This is a genomic window from Phytobacter cepae, assembly GCF_054165735.1.
Genome location: NZ_CM135107.1, coordinates 3,761,964 through 3,782,199, shown reverse-complemented (window position 1 = coordinate 3,782,199; position 20,236 = coordinate 3,761,964). Strand labels below are relative to the sequence as shown.

At 54.8% G+C, this 20,236-nt stretch carries 16 protein-coding genes; 6 read left to right on the top strand and 10 right to left on the bottom strand.

Annotation, left to right across the window (positions count from 1 at the left end):
• The first annotated feature begins 103 nt into the window (after positions 1-103).
• From ACUY4Q_RS17795 to ACUY4Q_RS17785, 3 genes are all read left to right on the top strand, one after another.
• On the top strand, positions 104-736 hold the full coding sequence (locus tag ACUY4Q_RS17795) for a fimbria/pilus periplasmic chaperone (RefSeq protein WP_458044035.1): 633 nt from the start codon (positions 104-106) through the stop codon (positions 734-736).
• Between the two features lie 67 nt (positions 737-803).
• Entirely contained in the window at positions 804-3,464 is a 2,661-nt protein-coding gene (locus ACUY4Q_RS17790; RefSeq protein WP_458044034.1) for a fimbria/pilus outer membrane usher protein, read from the top strand.
• A 363-nt stretch (positions 3,465-3,827) separates the two neighbouring features.
• Positions 3,828-5,060, top strand: coding sequence for a fimbrial protein (locus tag ACUY4Q_RS17785; protein WP_458044033.1), 1,233 nt, complete (start codon positions 3,828-3,830; stop codon positions 5,058-5,060).
• Between the two features lie 10 nt (positions 5,061-5,070).
• Here ACUY4Q_RS17785 and ACUY4Q_RS17780 read toward each other — a convergent pair whose 3' ends face one another.
• The 10 genes from ACUY4Q_RS17780 to ACUY4Q_RS17735 all read right to left on the bottom strand — a co-directional run bounded on the left by ACUY4Q_RS17780 (position 5,071) and on the right by ACUY4Q_RS17735 (position 16,975).
• The gene (locus ACUY4Q_RS17780; protein WP_458044032.1) at positions 5,071-6,309 is read right to left on the bottom strand and encodes an EAL and HDOD domain-containing protein; all 1,239 of its coding nucleotides are present in this window, start codon (positions 6,307-6,309) and stop codon (positions 5,071-5,073) included.
• Between the two features lie 284 nt (positions 6,310-6,593).
• Entirely contained in the window at positions 6,594-7,880 is a 1,287-nt protein-coding gene (locus ACUY4Q_RS17775; protein ID WP_458044031.1) for a Zn-dependent hydrolase, read from the bottom strand.
• Positions 7,881-7,905: 25 nt separating this feature from the next.
• Entirely contained in the window at positions 7,906-9,354 is a 1,449-nt protein-coding gene (gene hydA / locus ACUY4Q_RS17770; protein ID WP_458044030.1) for a dihydropyrimidinase, read from the bottom strand.
• Positions 9,355-9,506: 152 nt separating this feature from the next.
• Positions 9,507-10,811 carry an NAD-dependent dihydropyrimidine dehydrogenase subunit PreA gene (preA, locus tag ACUY4Q_RS17765; protein ID WP_458044029.1) on the bottom strand — a complete coding sequence of 435 codons (1,305 nt, stop codon included), beginning with the start codon at positions 10,809-10,811 and terminating at the stop codon, positions 9,507-9,509.
• Entirely contained in the window at positions 10,804-12,207 is a 1,404-nt protein-coding gene (locus ACUY4Q_RS17760; protein WP_458044028.1) for an NAD(P)-dependent oxidoreductase, read from the bottom strand. Before ACUY4Q_RS17760 ends, preA begins: the two co-directional genes overlap by 8 nt.
• A 236-nt stretch (positions 12,208-12,443) precedes the next feature.
• Positions 12,444-13,100, bottom strand: coding sequence for a TetR family transcriptional regulator C-terminal domain-containing protein (locus ACUY4Q_RS17755; RefSeq protein ID WP_458044027.1), 657 nt, complete (start codon positions 13,098-13,100; stop codon positions 12,444-12,446).
• 39 nt (positions 13,101-13,139) lie between these two features.
• Positions 13,140-14,156: an ABC transporter substrate-binding protein gene (locus ACUY4Q_RS17750; protein WP_458044026.1), complete on the bottom strand. Its 1,017-nt coding sequence runs from the start codon at positions 14,154-14,156 to the stop codon at positions 13,140-13,142.
• 38 nt (positions 14,157-14,194) lie between these two features.
• Positions 14,195-15,268, bottom strand: coding sequence for an ABC transporter permease (locus ACUY4Q_RS17745; RefSeq protein WP_458044025.1), 1,074 nt, complete (start codon positions 15,266-15,268; stop codon positions 14,195-14,197).
• Positions 15,265-16,146, bottom strand: coding sequence for an ABC transporter permease (locus ACUY4Q_RS17740; RefSeq protein WP_458044024.1), 882 nt, complete (start codon positions 16,144-16,146; stop codon positions 15,265-15,267). Before ACUY4Q_RS17740 ends, ACUY4Q_RS17745 begins: the two co-directional genes overlap by 4 nt.
• On the bottom strand, positions 16,136-16,975 hold the full coding sequence (locus ACUY4Q_RS17735) for an ABC transporter ATP-binding protein (RefSeq protein ID WP_458044023.1): 840 nt from the start codon (positions 16,973-16,975) through the stop codon (positions 16,136-16,138). The genes ACUY4Q_RS17740 and ACUY4Q_RS17735 overlap by 11 nt, the downstream gene beginning before the upstream one ends.
• 357 nt (positions 16,976-17,332) lie before the next feature.
• On the opposite strand from ACUY4Q_RS17735, the gene ACUY4Q_RS17730 reads away from it, so the two are divergent.
• The 3 genes from ACUY4Q_RS17730 (at position 17,333) to accC (ending at position 20,235) form a co-directional block, all read left to right on the top strand.
• The gene (locus ACUY4Q_RS17730) at positions 17,333-17,845 is read left to right on the top strand and encodes a cupin domain-containing protein (protein ID WP_458044022.1); all 513 of its coding nucleotides are present in this window, start codon (positions 17,333-17,335) and stop codon (positions 17,843-17,845) included.
• Positions 17,846-18,407: 562 nt separating this feature from the next.
• The gene (gene accB, locus ACUY4Q_RS17725; protein WP_458044021.1) at positions 18,408-18,875 is read left to right on the top strand and encodes an acetyl-CoA carboxylase biotin carboxyl carrier protein; all 468 of its coding nucleotides are present in this window, start codon (positions 18,408-18,410) and stop codon (positions 18,873-18,875) included.
• Positions 18,876-18,885: 10 nt separating this feature from the next.
• On the top strand, positions 18,886-20,235 hold the full coding sequence (gene accC / locus ACUY4Q_RS17720; protein ID WP_458044020.1) for an acetyl-CoA carboxylase biotin carboxylase subunit: 1,350 nt from the start codon (positions 18,886-18,888) through the stop codon (positions 20,233-20,235).
• Position 20,236 lies beyond the last annotated feature (1 nt).

The window sequence follows — 20,236 nt, the reverse complement described above, 5'->3', positions numbered from 1 at the left end:
GCTAACAGGAGTGCATATGGGATTGCGCCATTTATATAAATGCGCTGTGGTAGCCCTCATCGCTTTGGCGACCTGTGGAGTCCAACTGGCGCAGGCGAGTGTTGTGCTTAGTGGCACACGCGTAATTTATAACGGTAAGAAAAAAGAAGTCACCGTTACCGTTACTAACAGCAATAAAACACCGGTATTAGTGCAGAACTGGATGGATGCGGGAAAAGAAAAAGCCGTACCGTCTAAAATTGGCGTGCCCTTTGTATTAACGCCGCCCATTAACCGTATTGATCCGGGGAAATCCCAGACGTTACGTATTACCTATTTGGGTTCCCCACCTTTACCGCAGGATAAAGAGTCTGTTTTCTGGGTGAATGTGCTGGAAGTGCCGTCAAAAGCGAAAGGTGTCAAAGAAGATCAAAGTCGTCTGAATATTGCGTTTCGCTCGCGCATTAAATTGTTTTACCGCCCGGCAGGGTTAAAAGGCAATTCACTACAGGCTATTGGCCAGTTGAAATGGCAGCCAGCGAAAGACGGTGTCAATGTCACCAATCCCACCCCGTATTATGTCTCCTTGCAGGTGATTCAATATGGTGGGAAGATTATCGACGGGAAAATGATTTCACCGGGGGAAACACAGCATTATAAATTCCCCGGTATTGGTAGCGTAACTGATGTAACGAAAATAACCTATCACGCCATTAACGATTATGGTGCGTTAACGTCGGCTCAGCCGAAAAATTAATAAATAAATTATCAATACCTCTTTTTTTTGCAATTAATGGAATAACGGATTATTGCCGGAGTTGCTCATGGAATCTTCTAACGCCAAATCTAAAACATCGCCATTTCGTGGCCGACTGTCGCCAGTGGCGTTATCCTTATTAATGGCGTTCCCCGTCTGGGCGGAGGATATTGCCAATCAGGATATGGAAGAAATTGCCGCCGCGAACCCCGATGAATACTCCCGTAACGTGGTGGAATTTGAAGACGACCTGCTACGCATGTTGGGTCATAATAAGGTGGACCTCGATCGCTTCACCCGTGGCGCGAGTGCCACGCCAGGAAAATACCGTACCAGCATTTATGTCAATGACATGCCTATTACCAACGGTGAAGAGGTGGAGTTTAAAGAGGGCGCCGATAAACGCGTTTACCCCTGCTTAACTCCGAAACTGGTGCGCCTGATTAGCCTGAAAGAAGACCGTCTCTCCACCGAAGCCCGGGAAACAGTAGAAGCGGCGCACCCCTGTACCGACCTGGAAAGCCTCATTCCGCAGGCCAAAGTGGCTTTTGACAGCGGCGAGCAGCGGCTGGACATCACCATTCCGCAGGCGATGATGAGCCGGGTCATGCGCGGCGCGGTCAGCCCTGAACTGTGGGAAAGCGGTATTCCGGCACTCACCCTCGGCTATTATTTAAATGGTTATGACTCCAGCTACAGCGGGGGTTATGACTCTCGTTCAATGTTTGCCTCGCTCAACGCTGGGCTGAATATCGGTGCCTGGCAGTTACGCCATAACGGTTCCTACAACTGGGATAAAGATAATGGTGGCGAGTACAACGTCACCAATACCTATATTCAGCGTGATATTGCCGCCCTGCGCAGCCAGTTTGTCGCGGGTGAAAGTAACACCACAGGGCAAATTTTTAGCTCCTTACCCTTCACGGGGGCGAGTATTCGCAGTGACGAGCGTATGCTGCCGGATGCGCAGCGTGGCTATGCGCCAGAAATTCGCGGTGTAGCTAAAACCAATGCCAAAGTCACCGTCCGTCAGTTAGGTAATATCATTTATGAAACCACCGTCACACCGGGTGCGTTTGTTATTGATGATCTGTACCCGGCGGGTTACGGGGGCGATCTGGATATTACGATCACTGAAGCTGATGGCAGCGTTCAACAGTACACGATGGCCTACGCTTCTGTTGCCCAATTGTTACGCCCAGGCGTGCAGGAATACAGCTTTACGGCGGGTAAATTACGTGAAACTAATACCTCCAGTGAACCGATGTTCTACGAAGCCACCTATCAGCGTGGTCTGAATAACTATTTCACCGCCTATAGCGGCGTACAGTTCAGTAAACATTATCAGTCTGCACAGTTGGGTACCGCACTGGGGACTTTCCTTGGCGCGTTGAGTGCTGACGTCACCTATTCCGTCAGCGATGTGGGAGAAAAAGGTGGCGGTAAGCTCAAAGGGCAAAGTTATCGGCTTAGTTACAGTAAGCTTATCAACGAAACTGATAGTAATATCACCCTGGCAGCCTACCGGTTCTCCAGTAAAAACTATATGGAGTTCCTCACTGCCCTGCAGGCCCGTGATTATGTGAAAGAAGGCTACAGCGTTAACAGCGTCTTGCGTTCCAAAAACCGCTTTACACTCAGCCTGAGTCAGGGGTTACCGGAGGGCTGGGGTAATATCTATACCAGCGCGTCTATAGAGAACTACTGGAACAGTAAGCAGGGTTATAACAAATATTACCAGATGGGCTATTCCAACAATCTCTGGCGCGTTAATTACAATTTAAACGTCGGGCGCAGCAAATCGGCCTCCGGGCAGGAACAGACCAACTGGTACTTGGGTCTCTCGATGCCGTTATGGGAAAGTTATGAAACGCGCGCACCTTATCTTAGCTTGCGTTATAACCAGGATAGCAATGGCGGAAAAGGTGAGCAGGCAATGGTCTCCGGGACATTCGGGGAAAATAATAAATACAACTACAACATGACCGCCAGCCATGACAAATATAGCGGCACCTCCAGCAGCGTCGGTGCAGGCTGGCAGGGCAGCGCAGCGACCTTAAACGGCAGCTATAGCCAGGGGCGCGATTATAAAAGTACCTCCCTCAGTATGAACGGAGCGGCTGTAGTTCACTCGGGTGGCATCACCTTATCACCGTTTAACAGTGATACCTTCGCCTTGATTGAAGCCAAAGGCGCTAAAGGGGCTAAAGTGGCCGGTTATGCTGGTGCGGAAGTGGATATGTTCGGCTACGCGCTTTATCCGTCTCTGGTGCCATACAGCATGAACAGCGTGGGGATCGATCCGGAAGGTTCTTCGCTGGATGTCGAGTTCGAAAACACATCGCAAAATGTGGTGCCGCGTGCCGGGGCGGTGGTGAAAGTGAAATTTGAAACCCATCGTGGGACAGCCGTACTGATTCGCTCGATGTTCGGTGGCGAACCGGTTCCGTTTGGAGCGGAAGTCTTTGACGAGAAAAATGCCAACGTCGGTACCGTTACTCAGGGTGGGCTGATTTATGCCCGCGTTGAAGAAGACAAAGGTACGCTGGTGGTGAAATGGGGCGAAGAAATGCATAATCGCTGCCAGGTCAGCTATGTGCTTGCCCCTGAACCATTAGACAAAGAAATGCAGGGGCTACCACAGCAGTTCACCATGCCGTGTCAGACGTATCAGGCACCGGGGCGTACTGCAACACCGGGCGGTACCCTGGCGGCAGCGGCGCCTTAATTACACTCTTCTTCTCTTTTGTCATATTTCGGTGGCAATTTCTGATTGCCGCCTTTTTTATTTCTGATATTAAATAATCGGCTTTGCAAATTAGCTTATGATAATAATACTGCGCTCTGTCTTCCAAAATGGGCAAACTATTGCGTGAATATTACTAATGTAAACAAGTGGCATTTTCAATTTTTGGGGGGTGTAATTTGTAGTTTGTTCCATTTTACCCTCAAAAAGTTAAGTCGAAGTAATCTATTGAATCACGGATTTTTAAAAAAATTTTTAGGATTTGGAGTAGGTTGTAGGCATAAAAGTTAAACGTTAGTATTAACCTCTGGTTGGTAAGCTTTTTATCTCTTGCAAAGAGTGTTAATGACTATGAGGAAATATATTAGAACTATAATTTATCAGATCTTTTTATTGGCTCCAGTAAAAGAGGTGTTTTTTATGATATCTCTTTGTTTAAGCTATGGGGCAAAAGTAAATGCCGCAGAAATTACCTGCTCGTCAGGCAACAGTCCTACCCCTCTTAATGTTGAAATATCGCCTGTTAATATCACTATCAGTTCGCATATTGCTGACTACACCATTCTCTATACCTTACAACAGCGCATTGTGGGTGATGTTTCCGCTTATTGTTTTAGTTCACCAGCAGGCGGAAATGTCGCTATCACTGCTAATACTCTAACTAATGTGCTGGGGAGCCCGGATAGCTCACAGTCAGGTTATCTTATTTTTCCATCCAATATTAATGGTCTTGGTATTTCAGTGAACTCCACAAGTGCGGGTAATGCCGCTATTCCGGCCTGGCCATCTTATCAGGTTGCAAGTACTAGTCCGATGGGGAATACCTGGCGTCACCAGAATGTTATTATTCGGATCTGGAAAATACCTGGTGATATACCTGATTTAGCTTCGCCTGTTGGGATCGTCGGGCCAACGGTCTTACAGGGTATTATGCCCGCAAGTGGCAGCGATTATCTCAATCCCTCAATAATGACCGCTGATCGTGCACTTAGCCCTACTTTCTGGATAATCAGTCAACGCAGTCTCCTTGGTACGGCTAATTATTATATCGGTACCTGCAATCTCAAAAAAAGGAACCAAACGGTACTGCTGGGTAAGCATTTTAACTTCAATCGCTTTTCAGAGTGGCGCGACGCCAGTTTTGATGTGGAGTGTCCGGTTAAGGCCTGGGGCTATGGCGGAAACAATAATGTGAATAGCGGCAAAAATAACCCTAATCGCGCACCCTCAATAAAGGTGATTCCTTACTCGTCAACGATTGTGAGTGACTATCTCGCCAATGCGCTCAATGGCACGATTGCGCTGGATGCGGGTGGAGCTCAGGGATACGGCGTTCAGCTTGCATGGGGGGATTACAGTACACAAGGGACAGGCGTAAACCCTGCAAAACCGGTGACATTTAATATCCCAATTTCGCTGAACTCACTGGTCGCGGGCTACCCTGCCACCATTACTCCCATCGGTTCAGTTGCCAAACCTGCCACCATCAAAATGGCAGCCCGTTTTATCCAGACGGAAGCGATACCCCAGGCCGGCCCGGCCAGAGCGGCCATTGAGGTTATTGTTAATTACGAATAACGCAGCAGGGCTAATGTGCCCCGCCGGTCGGGATCTCATCCGCCCACTGGGTGGCGGTTTTCACCAGTTCGGCGATGACGCTACGATTCAGACCGAGGCGGTGACCCAGCGCGCTGACCTCTTCCCACTTATGATCTTCGTACAAAATAGCCAGATGCAAATAGGGGTAGAGCGGGCCGCGCTGCTCTTTTAGCGCCATCATGACGCTTGAGGAAACATCAATCTGACCAATCAGGTCCGCCATCGGCATTTCAAAAATGCTGTCCAGCTGGGAGAAAAGCCCCACAATAAAGGCATCATCGGAGGAGTGACGGCTAATGGAGCGCGCCGCAGCCAGCTCGCAAAACTTGCCGCGAATCAGGCTCTGGTGATAAATCTCATCTGTTTTGACCACGTTAACGGAGGTCAGGCAGGCAACCAGCACAAAACGTCGCAGTTCATTAGTACCGAGATAGAAGATGATGTCTTTCAGTGACTGGCTGCGGAAATTTTTAATGCCGCGTGCGTTAAACACAATGTTTTGCGCATAGCGCATCAGCTTGAAGGAGAGCGCCAGGTCTTGCTTCAGCAACGCTTCGATTTTGCCAAAATCCGGCGAATCCGCATTAGCTTCTTTCATCAGCTTCAGCGTAACGGTCTGGTTCTGAATCAGTTTGTTGCCCGCATGAATAACGGGTTTGCTGAAAAAATGCCCCTGGAAAAGCGTGCAGCCGACCTGGCGAAAGCATTCATACTCTTCAAGCGTTTCCACCTTCTCGGCCAGAAAGACCGTTCCCTCAAGCAGGTCGGCTTTGTCCTGAATATAATGTTTTATCTCTTCTGCGGTATTTACCCGTACATCAAACTTAATAATGCTGACGTAGGGTAAAAATTCATTCCAGGTATCGCCGAGTTCAAAGTCATCCAATGCGATGCGAAAACCGTGTTTGGACAGTTGCTTGACCGTTTTCAGCAGGCGTGGCGTCGGCTCTGCCGTTTCGAGAATCTCGACGATAACGCGATCTTTAGGCAGCGTCTCCGCCATGCCCTGAACCAGCAGTTCATAGGGAAAGTTAACGAAAATGGCGCTGTACTCTTTCAAACGACCGAGAGGCGCGCCAAGAAACTGTTCTACGATGATTTGGGCAGTGGCATATTCCGGAGTAACGTCGGGAAACCGGTTCGTCATACTGTCTCTGAACAACAGTTCGTAACCGACCGTGTTCATATTTTCGTCAAAAATCGCCTGGCGGGCGACAAAAGAAAACATGGGATACTCCATACAAATGCCTGCAAATATCAGGTCCGGTTACAAGTCGTGACCGGCTAGCCCTCGTCATTTTCCCTGAGCGGCGAAAAGAAGGGGAGCGAAATGCAACGTCGCAAGTGGGTCTTACAGAAGGCAGCATCTTTTGTAAACTTCTGAGGGACTTAAGTCAAATCCCTTATGCGTAAACAGAGGGTCATAAAGCGAAATATCTGTGAAAAATTGTCCAGCTAAATAGCGAAATGACCCGATTGCCTGTAACCGGGTCATCTTTTCATCAAATGAGACTACGGCCTCGACACGGCCCCGGCTTTTTCCAGCATAGCGTGTAATAAGACATTTGCCCCGGCCGTAACCTGTTCCGGTGACGAATATTCAATTTCATTGTGACTGATACCGTCTTTACAGGGAATAAAAATCATTCCGGTAGGTGCGAGCATGCTCATATAAACGGCATCGTGCCCGGCGCCGGAAACGATGTCCATCGATGAATAGCCCAGTTTCTGTGCTGCATTGCGTACGGCCTCTTTACAATCAGGATGGAAAGGCGCAGCAGGATAGTGGGAGACCTGTTGTAGCGCGATGCCCAGCCCGGTCTCTGTTTCGAGCTTTTGCAGGAAGGCTTTTAATGCCGCGTCCATGTCATCCACGTCGGCATCGGTCATATTGCGAAAATCGATGGAGAATTTCACGCTGCCCGGCACCACATTACGGCTGTTGGGATGCACCTGCACCATGCCGACGGTGCCACGACCATGAGGAGCGTGACGGCCCGCAATATTCACCACTTCCTGCATGATGCGCGTCGCAACCTGCAAGGCATCTTTGCGCATCGCCATCGGGGTAGGGCCAGCATGGGACTCCATTCCGGTGACGATGCAGTCATACCAGCGGATACCCAGCACGGCCTGCACGACGCCAATATCGATATTTTTATCTTCCAGGATCGGGCCTTGCTCAATATGCGCTTCAAAGTAGGCCCCGATGGGGTGGTCGCCCGGTGTTACATCGCCCGCATAACCGATTTTAGTCAGTTCATCTTTTACCGTTTTTCCTTCGGTGTCGGTCGCGGCATAAGCGACCTCAAGGGGAATCACGCCGGCAAACACGCCCGAGCCCATCATCACCGGAACAAAACGTGACCCCTCTTCGTTAGTCCAGAACACCATTTCAACGGGCGCTTGCGTTTCAATCCCTTGCTCGTTGAGGGTGCGGATCACTTCCAGCGCGGCGAGTACGCCGAAATTGCCGTCAAACTTACCGCCGGTTGGCTGGGTATCAATATGGCTGCCCGCCACAATCGGCAGCAGCGTGTTATCGCGACCGGCCCGCCGCATAAACACATTGCCAATCTTATCCACTTCGACGGATAACCCTTCGGCTTTGCCCCAACCGATCACCAGGTCGCGCCCCTGGCGATCAAGGTCGGTGAGCGTCAGGCGGCAAACACCGCCTTTCGGCGTCGCACCAATTTGCGCCAGTTCCATTAGCGACTGCCACAAGCGATCGCCATTAATTCGCAGGTTTTCGATATTGGTCGTGCTGGTCTTTAACGAAACGACTTCACTGTTCATGAGTGACTCCTTCTTTGAAAGATGATTAACGGATGACGGCTTTCGGGGCACGATGGCGTTCCCATACGGCAGCGGCGCTGAAATCGGGGCCGAAGGCCGGGCGTTTGATGTAACGCCCTGCGCCTTCACGCACCCGCAGTTCGCCCTCGGCCCAGACCACGTTGCCCTGGCTGACGGTAAAGGCCGGTACCCCCGTCACGGTGCGCCCTTCGAAAATATTGAAATCATTACGTGAGTGGTGGGTACGGGCGGAGAGCGTTTTGCTGCCCATCGGGTCCCACAGCACCAGGTCAGCGTCAGCCCCTGGCGCGATACAGCCTTTACGCGGGTAGAGATTGAACAACCGCGCGGTGTTGGCGGACGTAATGGCGACAAACTCGCTCGGCGTCAGGCGTCCGCTATTGACACCCGCATCCCACAGCACCGCCATGCGTTCTTCTACGCCGCCGCAGCCGTTGGGTATTTTGGTGAAGTTATCGCTGCCCGCCGCTTTCTGGCTGGTGCAGAAGGTGCAGTGATCGGTGGCGGTGGTGTGAAGCTGACCAGACTGCAACCCGTGCCAGAGTGCCGACTGGTGGGATTTATCACGGAACGGCGGGCTCATGACGTGGGCCGCGGCGATGTTGAAATCCGGGTGGCGATAAACGCTGTCGTCAATGACCAGGTGTCCTGCCAGCACTTCACCGTAGACGCGCTGCCCCCGACTGCGGGCACGCGCAATGGCCTCTGCGGATTCCCGGCAGGAAACGTGGACCACATAAATCGGCACCCCCATAATGCTGGCGACGGTGATGGCGCGGTTAGCTGCCTCACCTTCGACTTCGGGAGGACGGGAGAGCGGGTGGGCTTCCGGCCCGGTTATCCTCTGTTTCAACAGCTCTTGTTGCAGCAGCCAGACCATCTCGCCGTTTTCAGCATGTACGGTGGGCATGGCCCCCAGTTCCAGGCAGCGGCGGAAGCTGTTCATCAGGGTTTCGTCATCGCACATGATGGCGTTTTTATAGGCCATAAAGTGTTTAAAGCTGTTGACCCCTTCCTGTTGCACCAGCGTACCCATGTCCTGGCGCACGCTCTCATCCCACCAGGTGATGGCGACGTGAAAGCTGTAATCAGCGGCGGCGTTTTCTGCGAAGCCTCGCCATTGTTGATAAGCCTCCATCAGCGGTTGCTGCGGGTTTGGAATCACGAAATCGATAATGGTCGTGGTCCCTCCTGCGAGGGCCGCAGAGGTGCCGCTGAAGAAATCATCCACCGTGGTGGTGCCCATAAACGGAAAATTCATGTGGGTGTGCGGGTCGATGCCGCCCGGCATGACGTACAGCCCGCCCGCATCGAGGGTTTCGGTCGAGGCGGGGATGTCCCACTGAGAGGCGTCCCCGACAGCGGCGACCACGCCGTCGACGCATAGCACATCGGCGCGCCGTTGGTGGTCTGCGTTAACAACGGTGCCGCCTTTAATCAACAGATTACGCATGTGTCATGTTCTCCAGAGTGCTTATTATTGAATGGGGTGCGCCTTTCTCCCTCTCCCTGAGGGCTGAGGGATTCCCACAAAAAAATGCGAGCACGAACGGTCCCCTCGCCCCACCGGGGAGAGGGTTAGGGTGAGGGGAAAACGCCGCACCTCTATGCTGACCTCGCCATCGGGTTATTCGGATGCGTAGTCCAGTTGGCATACACGTCCGTCACCACCTTGCCGGTGCGCTTATCCACTTCACCTGGCTGCAAACTGCGCAGCGAGATGCAGTTCTCCACCGGGCAAATGGAGGCGCATAAGTTACAGCCGACGCACTCTTCCTCAAGAACGTCAAAGCGACGCTCGCCTTCGGTAATAGCTGCAATCGCCTGATGAGATGTGTCTTCACATACCAGATGGCAGCGTCCGCATTTAATGCAGACGTCCTGGTCGATGACCGCTTTGTCTACATGATTGAGGTTGAGATAGCGCCAGTCGGTCACGCTCGGCAGCGCCATGCCGCGAAAGTCATCCAGAGTGCGAAACCCTTTCTCATCCATGTAGTTTTCCAGCCCGCTGACCATGTCGCGGACGATCTGGAAGCCGTGCACCATCACCGCCGTGCAGACCTGCACGGTGCCGCAGCCGAGCGCGATAAACTCCGCCGCATCGCGCCAGGTTGATACGCCGCCAATGCCGGAGATCGGCAGACCACGCGTCTCTGGATCGCGGCCAATTTCGGAAACCATATTCAGCGCGATAGGCTTCACCGCCGGACCGCAGTAGCCACCGTGCGATCCCTTGTCCCCGGTATGGGGCGACATCAGCATCGTGTCGAGATCCACGCCGATCACCGAATTAATGGTATTGATCAGCGACACCGCGTCGGCACCGCCAGCGCGTGCTGCCCGCGCCGGATAGCGAATATCGGTGATATTAGGCGTGAGTTTGACGATAACCGGCAGGCTGCAGTACTGCTTACACCAGCGGGTGACCTGCTCGATATAGGCTGGCACCTGACCCACCGCCGCGCCCATGCCGCGTTCGCTCATGCCGTGCGGGCAGCCAAAGTTGAGTTCAATGCCGTCTGCGCCAGTCGCTTCAACCTGCGGCAGAATGGTGCGCCAGGCCTCTTCTTCGCACGGCACCATGAGAGACACCACCACCGCCCGGTCGGGCCAGCGCTGTTTAATGCGGGTGATTTCTTCGAGGTTGAGGGCAAGCGATCGGTCAGTAATCAGTTCAATGTTATTGAGCCCGAGAATGCGCCGGTCGGCTCCAGTCAGCGTGCCGTAGCGCGGGCCGTTGACGTTAACCACATGCGGGTCCTGACCCAGCGTTTTCCAGACCACGCCGCCCCAGCCCGCCTGAAAGGCACGCTCCACGTTGTACTCTTTATCGGTTGGCGGCGCGGAGGCCAGCCAGAAGGGGTTTGGACTTTTAATACCCAGAAAATCGGTCTGTAAACTAGCCATGAATGCGCTCCTGAAAAGCGGTGGCATTAGCGGCATCGGCGGCGGGTATCGCCAGCGCCAGTGCCATAGAGCGGGCAGCAAGTTTGCCCATGCGAACCGCATCAACGGTAAGATCGAGTCCACCGGCGCAGCAGTCGCCACCGGCCCACACGCCGGGCAATGCGGTACGACCGTTATCGTCAATGGCGATCCGCCCCTGCCTGAGTGGAACAGCATGTGCCACCGGGGTCGGGTCGAACGTCTGACCGATGGCTTTCAGCACCATATCGGCGGGCAGGGTGAACTGCTCGTCGCAGGATTCCAGCCCCGTAGGCCCCGGTTGCATCACGCTGAAGGTGACGCCGGTAAGCTGATGGTTACGGGTTTCAAAGCGCAGAGGGGCTGCCCAAAATCGCACGCTGACGCCACACTCTCTGGCCCACTGCCGCTCTTTTTCTGACGCTTTCATCTCAGCCTCGCCCCGGCGATAGACCAGCGTCACCTCCCGCGCACCGAGTTTTTTTGCCTGTACCGCGGCATCCACGGCGGTCATGCCTCCGCCAATCACCACCACGTCGCGCCCGACGGCGAACTGGCTGAGATCGTCGCACTGGCGTAGCCCGGCAATAAAATCCACCGCTTCGCACACGCCTTCCGGTTCTATGTCGATGCTGTCCAGTTGGTTCACGCCGCTCAGGCCCAGACCGAGGAACACCGCATCGTAGTCTTCACGCAGATCGCTAAGGGTGAAATCGCTTCCCAACGCGTTTTCGCAATGCAGCGTGATGCCGCCTATCGAAAGCAGCCAGTCCACCTCTCTGGCGGCAAAATCATCGGTGATTTTGTAACGGGCAAGGCCGTACTCGTTCAGGCCGCCGGCTTTGCTACGAGCATCGAAAAGGTCGATTTCATGCCCGGCAATCGCCAGATGATGGGCGACCGTCAGCCCGGCCGGACCGGCACCCACCACGGCTACGCGTTTGCTGGTCGCCGGCGCGCGGTTAAACAGCGGTTTGCCGGGCGCGGCAAAGTAACGATCGGTGGCGTGGCGTTGCAAAAGCGCAATATTAAGGGGGCGGCCGTCCTGAGCGTGACGCACGCAAACCTGCTCACACAGGGTTTCGGTAGGGCAGACGCGGGAACAGGTGCCCCCCAGGATATTGGCCCGCAGAATGATCTCAGCGGCTCCGCGTGGGTTGCCCTGGGCGACACGCTGTATAAAGCTGGGTACGTCTATCTCCGCCGGGCAGGCGCGGGTACAAGGGGCATCAAAACAGTAGTGGCAGCGTTCGGCCTCTACCACCGCCTGGGCTGCGTTTAGCGGAGGCGCGCAATCCGCAAAGGCGCGGGCATAGTCAGTGGGGGCACACCGACCTGGCTGGATCCCCGGCGTGCTGATAGGTGATTCATTGCTCATAAAGGGTTCTCCTGAAGCGTTAGCAGGGTGAGTGCGCCCTGGCGTAAAAATCCTGACCAGATGGTTAAGTTTTTGCGAAATAACCTTGCTATTTACGTGCCATTTTTGACGTTGCGCTTTGAAAGCCCCTTCGTTCAGGTATCCTCAACATAAATGAGACGGATCTGTCGCATTTTTTGCTTATTTTTGGTGCAATTCGCACCATGATCGTGATTTTTTGCCGCTTTACGGCAGGGTTACTGCTCTTCCTCTAAGCCACAAATCCGCCACAGGCAGTCAAATACGTGCGCCGTTGCCCGGGCCTGAGCATCTTTGGTGCGGGAATCACTCCCCAGCACGGCGGCAATCTGAATATCAAAATCGGCGTAGGTCTGGGTCATCGACCAGACGGTAAAGAAGAAGTGCGTGGTATCCATCTGACGCAGCTTTCCGCCAGCGATCCAGCAGTCGAGAATGCGCGCCTTTTGTGCCACCAGGTCGTGCAACTGCGTTTTTAGTAGCGGCGAGACTACCGGGGCACCCTGTAAGATCTCGTTGGCAAACAGCCGTGAGGCTTCAGGGCGCTCAAAGCTGAAGGCAATTTTCTTGCCGACATAGTCTGCCAGTGATGTTTTTGGATCGGCGCTGGCACAAAGGCTTTCCAGCGGCGCCAGCCAGTCCTGCAGGATCTCTTCAAGTACGCGCAGGTAGAGGGTCTGCTTATTGCCAAAGTAGTAATGCAGATTGGCTTTCGGCAGGCCGGCCGCATCGGCAATTTGCTGCATGGTGGTGCCGCGAAAGCCGTAGCGGGCAAAGACCCGCTCGGCAGCAGAGAGGATAATGGCCTCGTTGTCCTGACGAATACGCCCTTTATCCAGTGATTCTGCGACGCTGCTAAGCAGTCCCTCGTTCATGGCTGGCTCCTGTTGAAGTTGCCGTCCCTGGCATGGGGATTATTTCAGTTTTGCTGCGGCATCCCAGACGCTGTGGGTCATGGCGCTGTCACCGGGATCTTTCTTGATGACCGGCGTGTCGCCGCCGCTATGAAGCAGCACATCCACGGTGCGACGGTAGGCCGACGGATCGAGATAGCCGATTTTTGGCGTGTTGGCGTTGGTGATGAGCTTCGCCACGTTCTCCATCTGGCGCGTTTGCACTTCTTCGGTCGCGGAACCGGACGCATCTTCCGCAACCACGATTTTGGCTGCTTCTTCCGGGTGCTTCACGGCATAGTCCCAGCCCTTAAACGAGGCTTTGAGGAATTTGGCCATTTTGGCGACGAAGGCCGGATCTTTCAGATTAGATTCCAGCACATACAGCCCGTCTTCCAGCGTAGAGACGCCCTGATCCTCATAAGGGAAGGAGATCAGATCCGCTTCTTTTAACCCGGCGTCGATCAACTGCCAGTACTCGTTGTAATTCATGGTCGAGATACAGGCTGCCTGATCCTGGAGCAACGGATCGACGTTAAAGCCCTGTTTGAGGATGGTGATGTCTTTGCCCGGCTTCAGGTTGAGCTTGCTCATCCAGTTAAAGAACGGGTACTCGTTGCCGCCGTACCAGACGCCAAGGGTTTTGCCCTTGAAGTCCGCCGGGGTTTTAATGCCGCTCGATTTTTTACAGGTCAGCATCATCCCGGAGCGGTCGTAAACCTGGGCGATGTTGACCAGCGGAACCCCTGCTTCGCGCGAGGCCAGCGCATCCGGCAGCCAGTTGACGATCACATCCGCCGATTTCCCGGCAATCACCTGCACCGGGGAGATATCCGTCCCACCGGGCTTGATGGTGACATCCAGCCCTTCCTCTTTATAAAACCCTTTTTCCTGCGCCACGTAATAGCCCGCAAACTGCGATTGCGGCAGCCATTTTAACTGCAACGTCACTTTCTCTGCGGCCTGGGCAGAAAAGGCAAAAGAGGCTGACATTGCCGCCAGCAACAACCCCCGGCAAAAAGCAGAACGTTTCATCATTGGATAACTCCTCGGGTTAATGTGCATCACCATGTTTTTTACTTCGCAGCAGCGTCCCCTCGCAGGGAGGGGTGCCAGAAATTGACCCGGCGGTCTAACCGCACCAGCAGGGCATAAATGAGTGAACCGGCCAGGGAAGAGACCAGAATGGCGGACCACACTACCGGCATATGCATGCGTGCCGATTCGGTTGAAATGCGAAAGCCCAGCCCTGCGGTGGGTGAGCCGAAATACTCCGCGACGATAGCGGTGATCAGCGCCAGCGTGGCATTGACTTTCAGGGCGCTAAAAATAAACGGCAGCGCAGCGGGCAGGCGCAGCATCAGTAAACGCTGACGCGGTGTGGCGGCGTAGCAGTACATCAACTCCTGCTCCAGCTTGCCGCTGGCTTTTAGACCCGCCAGGGTGCTAACCAGCGCCGGGAAGAAGGTGACAAGGATCACCACCGCCGCTTTTGACGGCCAGTCAAAACCAAACCACATCACGGCGATGGGGGCGACACCCACCAGCGGGATGGTGCTGGTGAGGCTGGCGACGGGTAACAGGCCACGTTGCAAAAAGGGAACACGGTCAATCAACAGCGCCACGCCAATGCCTAAGCCACAGCCCAACAGATACCCGATGAGTACCGACTTAACCACCGTCTGCACCAGGTCCCCTGCCAGCAACGACATGCTGTCCACCAGCGCGGCAAGAATATCGATGGGCGCAGGCAGAATGACCTGCGGGACGGCGTAGCCGGTCACCAGAATCTGCCAGAACAAGATGAACCACAGACCGAGCAAAGCGGCGACGGCCCCGGCAGGCGTGCTTGCCTGAGCGAGGCGCTGCACGCTGACCATGGCGAGCAACGCCAGAACAGCCGTACTCAACGCATGGTAAGGCAGCGAGATGAGCCAGGCGGCGCTCACTGCCAGGCTTACCGCGAACAGCATTGAGCACAGACGGCGGGTGGAGCAGGCGAGTAGCGTAGTGACCACCAGCAGTAAAGCGTTGGCTGAGAGGGCGGGTACGGCGTGGGGCATCAGGCTCAACTGAATCAGCGCCAGCACCGCCAGCACAAAGGCGCTCACCACGAAAAACGTCCCCGGTATCGCTTTGGTCTTCATCATGCCCCCTTACGCTGGCGAATCACCAGACGCTCCGTTAAGGTCACCAGTCCGGTCAGAAAAAGGCCGAGGAGTGAAGCCATCACCAGCGCTGACCAAATCTGCAGGGTGTTGCCGTAATAAGACCCGGTCAGCAAACGCGCGCCGAGTCCTGCCTGTGCCCCGGTGGGCAATTCGGCGACCATCGTGCCCACCAGGCCACTGGCAATGGCAACGCGAAAGGCCGGAAAGAGATACGGCAGAGAGGAGGGCAGACGCACCATCCAGAAGGTGTCGAGGCGGCGAGCGGCATAGGTATACACCAGCTCCATCTCCATTTTTTGCGGCGAGCGCAGCCCCTGTACCGTGGCAATGGTGACCGGGAAGAAGCAGAGATACATGGCGATGGTCGCTTTGGGGAGCAGGCCGGTGATGCCCACACTGCCGAGAATAATCAGCACAATGGGGGCAATGGCCAGTACCGGAATAGTTTGCGACGCGACAATCCAGGGCATGAGCGCTTTATCAAGGGTGCGGGAGTGGACGATACAAATGGCCAGGAGCACGCCGAGCACGACACCCATCGCAAAGCCCGTCAGCGCCGCACTGGCAGTCACCCAGGTATGCAGCAGCAGATTACGTGGCGAGGTCACAGGCCACCCGGTGACGCTATTCCAGATATCAACCATTAACTGATGTGGAGCGGGCAGTAACGGGCGGCTGGCGTTTAGCGAGGCGTAGATCAGATCACCGCTTGTCCAGGGCCCACGGGGGGCCAGAACCCGGTCAATAACGCCGGACGCATTAAGCGCAAACGCCAGCAGGTACCAGAGCATGAACGCCGCCAGCAGCACGGTACCAATGGGAAGGGCATGGAGCTGTAAGCGACGGTTAATGGTCATGATGCCCCTCCACCAGCGCCTCGCGCACCTCTGCGGCCAGTTGCAAAAACGCCGGCGTATCGCGGATATCGAGGGTGCGCTGGGCAGGGAGCGGAGAGTCAATCACCTTCACGATGCGCCCTGGACGCGGCGACATCACGACGATTTTGGTCGACAGATAAACCGCTTCGGAAATGGAGTGTGTGACAAACACCATGGTGCGCTGCGCATTGAACCATAGCTGTTGCAACTGCTGATTAAGATTGTCTCGGGTCAGCTCGTCCAGGGCGCCAAATGGCTCATCCATCATCAGAATTTTCGGCTCAAACCCGAGCGCGCGGGCAATGGACACGCGCTGTTGCATCCCGCCGGAAAGCTGCCACGGGAACTTCTTCTCAAATCCCTTTAACCCTACGCGAGCCAGCTGTTCGCGGGCAATCTCGTCGCAGCGCTCCGGCGGTACGCCCTGAATTTGCAGCGGCAGCATCACGTTCGTGAGTACGGTACGCCACGGCAGGAGCACCGGTGCCTGAAACACATAACCATAGGCGCCCGCCTGGCGGGCCTCTGAAGGCGTCATGTCGTTGACCAGCACTTCGCCGGAAGTAATGGGTTCGAGATCGGCAATGGCGCGCAGCAGCGTGGTCTTACCGCAACCGGAGGGGCCAATAAAGGAAACGAACTCACCCTGGCGAATCGTCAGATTGATATCTTTCAGCGCGTGAACAGGCTGATCGGCTGCCGGGTAAATCACATTGGCCTGATTTACCTTAATGGCAGGCCGTGCGGTGGACGCCGTCGGTTTCAGTGTTACGACGGCGGACGTTGGCGCGTACATTATCTGGCTCATTCCCCTGCACCCCTGATTGTTGACTAACTGGTTAGGTTTGTTTTTGTTATGCCATTTTTGTGCCAGGTGCGAAAACAAGGTTTTTTGGGGCTTTTAGCTGCACAATGCATCATTTTGATGGCTATATTGGTGCAAATGTCGACAGGTGTGCTTGCTGGTGGGGCAGGGGGAATAACGAACGTGCGCAGAAAATGGCAGCGCGAAAGCGCCAGCCCGTAGAGTATCTTTTCGCGCATCCCGCGGGCAGTGACAGTTAACGCCCGGCGTTGTGTCAGGCACGCGTTCAGGCAAGCGAACAGGTGTACAGAGGGAAACTCTTCTACCCTAAAGAGACACGAGGCATTGAAAGGAGGTGTTATGGTCGATGATTTCCCGGCGCCGACAACCCAGGCGTTTCTGTTAGCGCCGCATCAGTGGGTGCCCAATAACCCCAGGCTGCCTGTTTTACTCTATTCGCAGGGTATTGCCGCGCCGGTGAGCGTAAAGGCGGCGCAGACCCTGTTCGCCAGTAACGGCTGGCCTCCCCAATGGGTAGACGGCGTGTTTGATTATCACCATTACCACAGCAATGCCCACGAAGTGCTGGGGGTGGTGGCCGGTGAGGCAAAACTGATGTTGGGTGGCCCGGACGGACGGGTGGTGAACGTCAGGGCAGGGGATGTGCTGCTGCTTCCCGCTGGCACCGGACACTGCAATTTAGGCAGCAGTGCGGATTTTTCAGTGGTCGGCGCCTATCCACCGGAGCAGGACTTCGATCTTTGCCGCCATGCCGCCACCCCGCAGATGCTTGAGGCCATTGCCCGTGCGCCTTTCCCGGCCAGCGATCCGGTCTTTGGGGCGGAGGGTCCTTTACTTGATGAATGGTTGTAGCCGTTTCGCTCGGAATTTTCTTGTTTTACAGCAGACAGTTACTTTCGTTTCTATTCTCAAAAGGCATGAGGAATGCAAACTCTCTGACACTGCTAAACAGTGCCTTCTCTCCCGGGAAGGTAATGGAATAAAAGGTATTGTGCATGTTGCCGCCAACTCGTTTGAGTTGGCTTTTTTTTGCGTAAATGTTAACCATTTTTTGACGCCTTCTGGAAATTATGATCGCGGTCATAAATCCTGAAATCCGGTCCGATCAGGTTATTGATCGGACTAATCCGATAGACTATGATGGCCCTACCCCAGACAGAGCTAACGCCACAATATAGTGAGTGCCGGAGATAAGCGCCGGGGGGCCAATTTAGATTGAATGACTTGCTTTACTTAATACACCAGGCCCTGGCATCTGCCGGGGCTTACTGTTTTTAGCGTACCGTCGCTCCCCACTTTCGCGTTCCATCCTCTCCCTCTTTCCTGATGCGCTTTGTCCTAACCTCTTCTACACTCTGGCTTAATTAATTACAGGCTGACGTCGTCAGCAAGAAAGCGAAACGCAGAGAACCCCATGGACATCGATAAAATTAGAAAACTGATTGAGCTGGTTGAGAAATCAGGCATCTCCGAGCTGGAAATTTCCGAAGGTGAAGAGTCATTACGTATCAGCCGTGCCACGGTTGCCCCCGCTTACCCGATGATGCACCAGGCGTATGTCCCTCCCGCGCCGCAAACGGCTTTGTCCGACGCCATTGCGCCTCCCAGCTCGCCGGTAATGGAAGCGCCTGAAACCGCAGAAATAAAAGGGCATGTTGTCCGTTCCCCAATGGTTGGGACTTTCTATCGCACCCCGAGCCCGGACGCGAAAGCGTTCTGCGAAGTGGGCCAGAAAGTCAACGTGGGCGACACGCTCTGCATCGTTGAAGCGATGAAAATGATGAACCAGATCGAAGCAGATAAAGCAGGTGTGGTGAAAGCCATCCTGATCGAGAGCGGTCAACCGGTTGAATTCGACGAGCCGCTGGTCATCATCGAGTAACGAGGCGAACATGCTGGATAAAATTGTCATCGCCAACCGCGGCGAGATTGCACTGCGTATTCTTCGTGCCTGTAAAGAGCTGGGCATCAAGACTGTCGCCGTGCACTCCACTGCGGACCGCGATTTAAAACACGTATTGCTGGCGGACGAGACGGTCTGTATTGGCCCGGCTCAGTCCGTGAAAAGCTATCTCAACATCCCGGCTATCATCAGCGCTGCTGAGATTACCGGGGCGGCTGCCATTCACCCCGGCTATGGTTTTCTCTCCGAGAACGCCAACTTTGCCGAGCAGGTTGAACAGTCCGGCTTTATTTTCATCGGCCCGAAAGCTGACACCATCCGCCTGATGGGCGACAAAGTGTCGGCCATTACCGCCATGAAACAGGCCGGCGTGCCGACCGTACCGGGCTCTGACGGCCCGCTGACGGACGATATGGAGGCTAACCGTGCCCATGCAAAACGCATCGGCTACCCGGTTATCATCAAAGCGTCCGGCGGCGGCGGCGGTCGCGGTATGCGCGTGGTGCGCGGCGACGCCGAACTGGCGCAGTCCATCTCCATGACCAAAGCGGAAGCCAAAGCGGCCTTCAGCAACGACATGGTTTACATGGAGAAATACCTGGAGAACCCCCGCCACATCGAAATTCAGGTGCTGGCAGACGGTCAGGGTAACGCCATCTATCTGGCAGAACGTGACTGCTCCATGCAGCGTCGTCACCAGAAAGTGGTTGAAGAAGCACCGGCGCCGGGCATCACCCCGGAACTGCGCAGCTTCATCGGTGACCGCTGCGCGAAAGCGTGCGTGGACATCGGCTACCGTGGCGCGGGCACCTTCGAGTTCCTGTTCGAAAACGGCGAGTTCTACTTCATTGAGATGAACACCCGTATCCAGGTGGAGCACCCGGTTACCGAAATGATCACCGGCGTGGACCTGATCAAAGAGCAGCTGCGCATCGCTGCCGGTCAGCCGCTGTCCATCAAACAGGAAGACGTGGTGGTGAAAGGCCATGCGGTGGAGTGCCGTATCAACGCCGAAGACCCGAACACCTTCCTGCCGAGCCCGGGTAAAATCACCCGTTTCCACGCGCCGGGCGGTTTTGGCGTGCGCTGGGAGTCGCATATCTACGCCGGTTACACCGTGCCGCCGTACTATGACTCCATGATTGGCAAGCTGATTTGCTTTGGCGAAACCCGTGACGTGGCGATTGCCCGCATGAAGAACGCCCTGCAGGAGCTGATCATCGACGGCATCAAAACCAACGTGGATCTGCAGGCGCGCATCATGAACGACGAGAAATTCCAGCAGGGTGGCACCAACATCCACTATCTGGAGAAAAAACTCGGTCTGAATGAGAAGTAAC

What these genes read in the sequence shown, in the direction of transcription:
- ACUY4Q_RS17790 (WP_458044034.1), top strand. Translation starts at nt 804, where the DNA reads ATGGAATCTTCTAACGCCAAATCTAAAACATCGCCATTTCGTGGCCGA.
- ACUY4Q_RS17785 (WP_458044033.1), top strand. Translation starts at nt 3,828, where the DNA reads ATGACTATGAGGAAATATATTAGAACTATAATTTATCAGATCTTTTTA.
- ACUY4Q_RS17780 (WP_458044032.1), bottom strand. Translation starts at nt 6,309, where the DNA reads ATGTTTTCTTTTGTCGCCCGCCAGGCGATTTTTGACGAAAATATGAAC.
- ACUY4Q_RS17775 (WP_458044031.1), bottom strand. Translation starts at nt 7,880, where the DNA reads ATGAACAGTGAAGTCGTTTCGTTAAAGACCAGCACGACCAATATCGAA.
- hydA (WP_458044030.1), bottom strand. Translation starts at nt 9,354, where the DNA reads ATGCGTAATCTGTTGATTAAAGGCGGCACCGTTGTTAACGCAGACCAC.
- preA (WP_458044029.1), bottom strand. Translation starts at nt 10,811, where the DNA reads ATGGCTAGTTTACAGACCGATTTTCTGGGTATTAAAAGTCCAAACCCC.
- ACUY4Q_RS17760 (WP_458044028.1), bottom strand. Translation starts at nt 12,207, where the DNA reads ATGAGCAATGAATCACCTATCAGCACGCCGGGGATCCAGCCAGGTCGG.
- ACUY4Q_RS17755 (WP_458044027.1), bottom strand. Translation starts at nt 13,100, where the DNA reads ATGAACGAGGGACTGCTTAGCAGCGTCGCAGAATCACTGGATAAAGGG.
- ACUY4Q_RS17750 (WP_458044026.1), bottom strand. Translation starts at nt 14,156, where the DNA reads ATGATGAAACGTTCTGCTTTTTGCCGGGGGTTGTTGCTGGCGGCAATG.
- ACUY4Q_RS17745 (WP_458044025.1), bottom strand. Translation starts at nt 15,268, where the DNA reads ATGATGAAGACCAAAGCGATACCGGGGACGTTTTTCGTGGTGAGCGCC.
- ACUY4Q_RS17740 (WP_458044024.1), bottom strand. Translation starts at nt 16,146, where the DNA reads ATGACCATTAACCGTCGCTTACAGCTCCATGCCCTTCCCATTGGTACC.
- ACUY4Q_RS17735 (WP_458044023.1), bottom strand. Translation starts at nt 16,975, where the DNA reads ATGAGCCAGATAATGTACGCGCCAACGTCCGCCGTCGTAACACTGAAA.
- ACUY4Q_RS17730 (WP_458044022.1), top strand. Translation starts at nt 17,333, where the DNA reads ATGGTCGATGATTTCCCGGCGCCGACAACCCAGGCGTTTCTGTTAGCG.
- accB (WP_458044021.1), top strand. Translation starts at nt 18,408, where the DNA reads ATGGACATCGATAAAATTAGAAAACTGATTGAGCTGGTTGAGAAATCA.
- accC (WP_458044020.1), top strand. Translation starts at nt 18,886, where the DNA reads ATGCTGGATAAAATTGTCATCGCCAACCGCGGCGAGATTGCACTGCGT.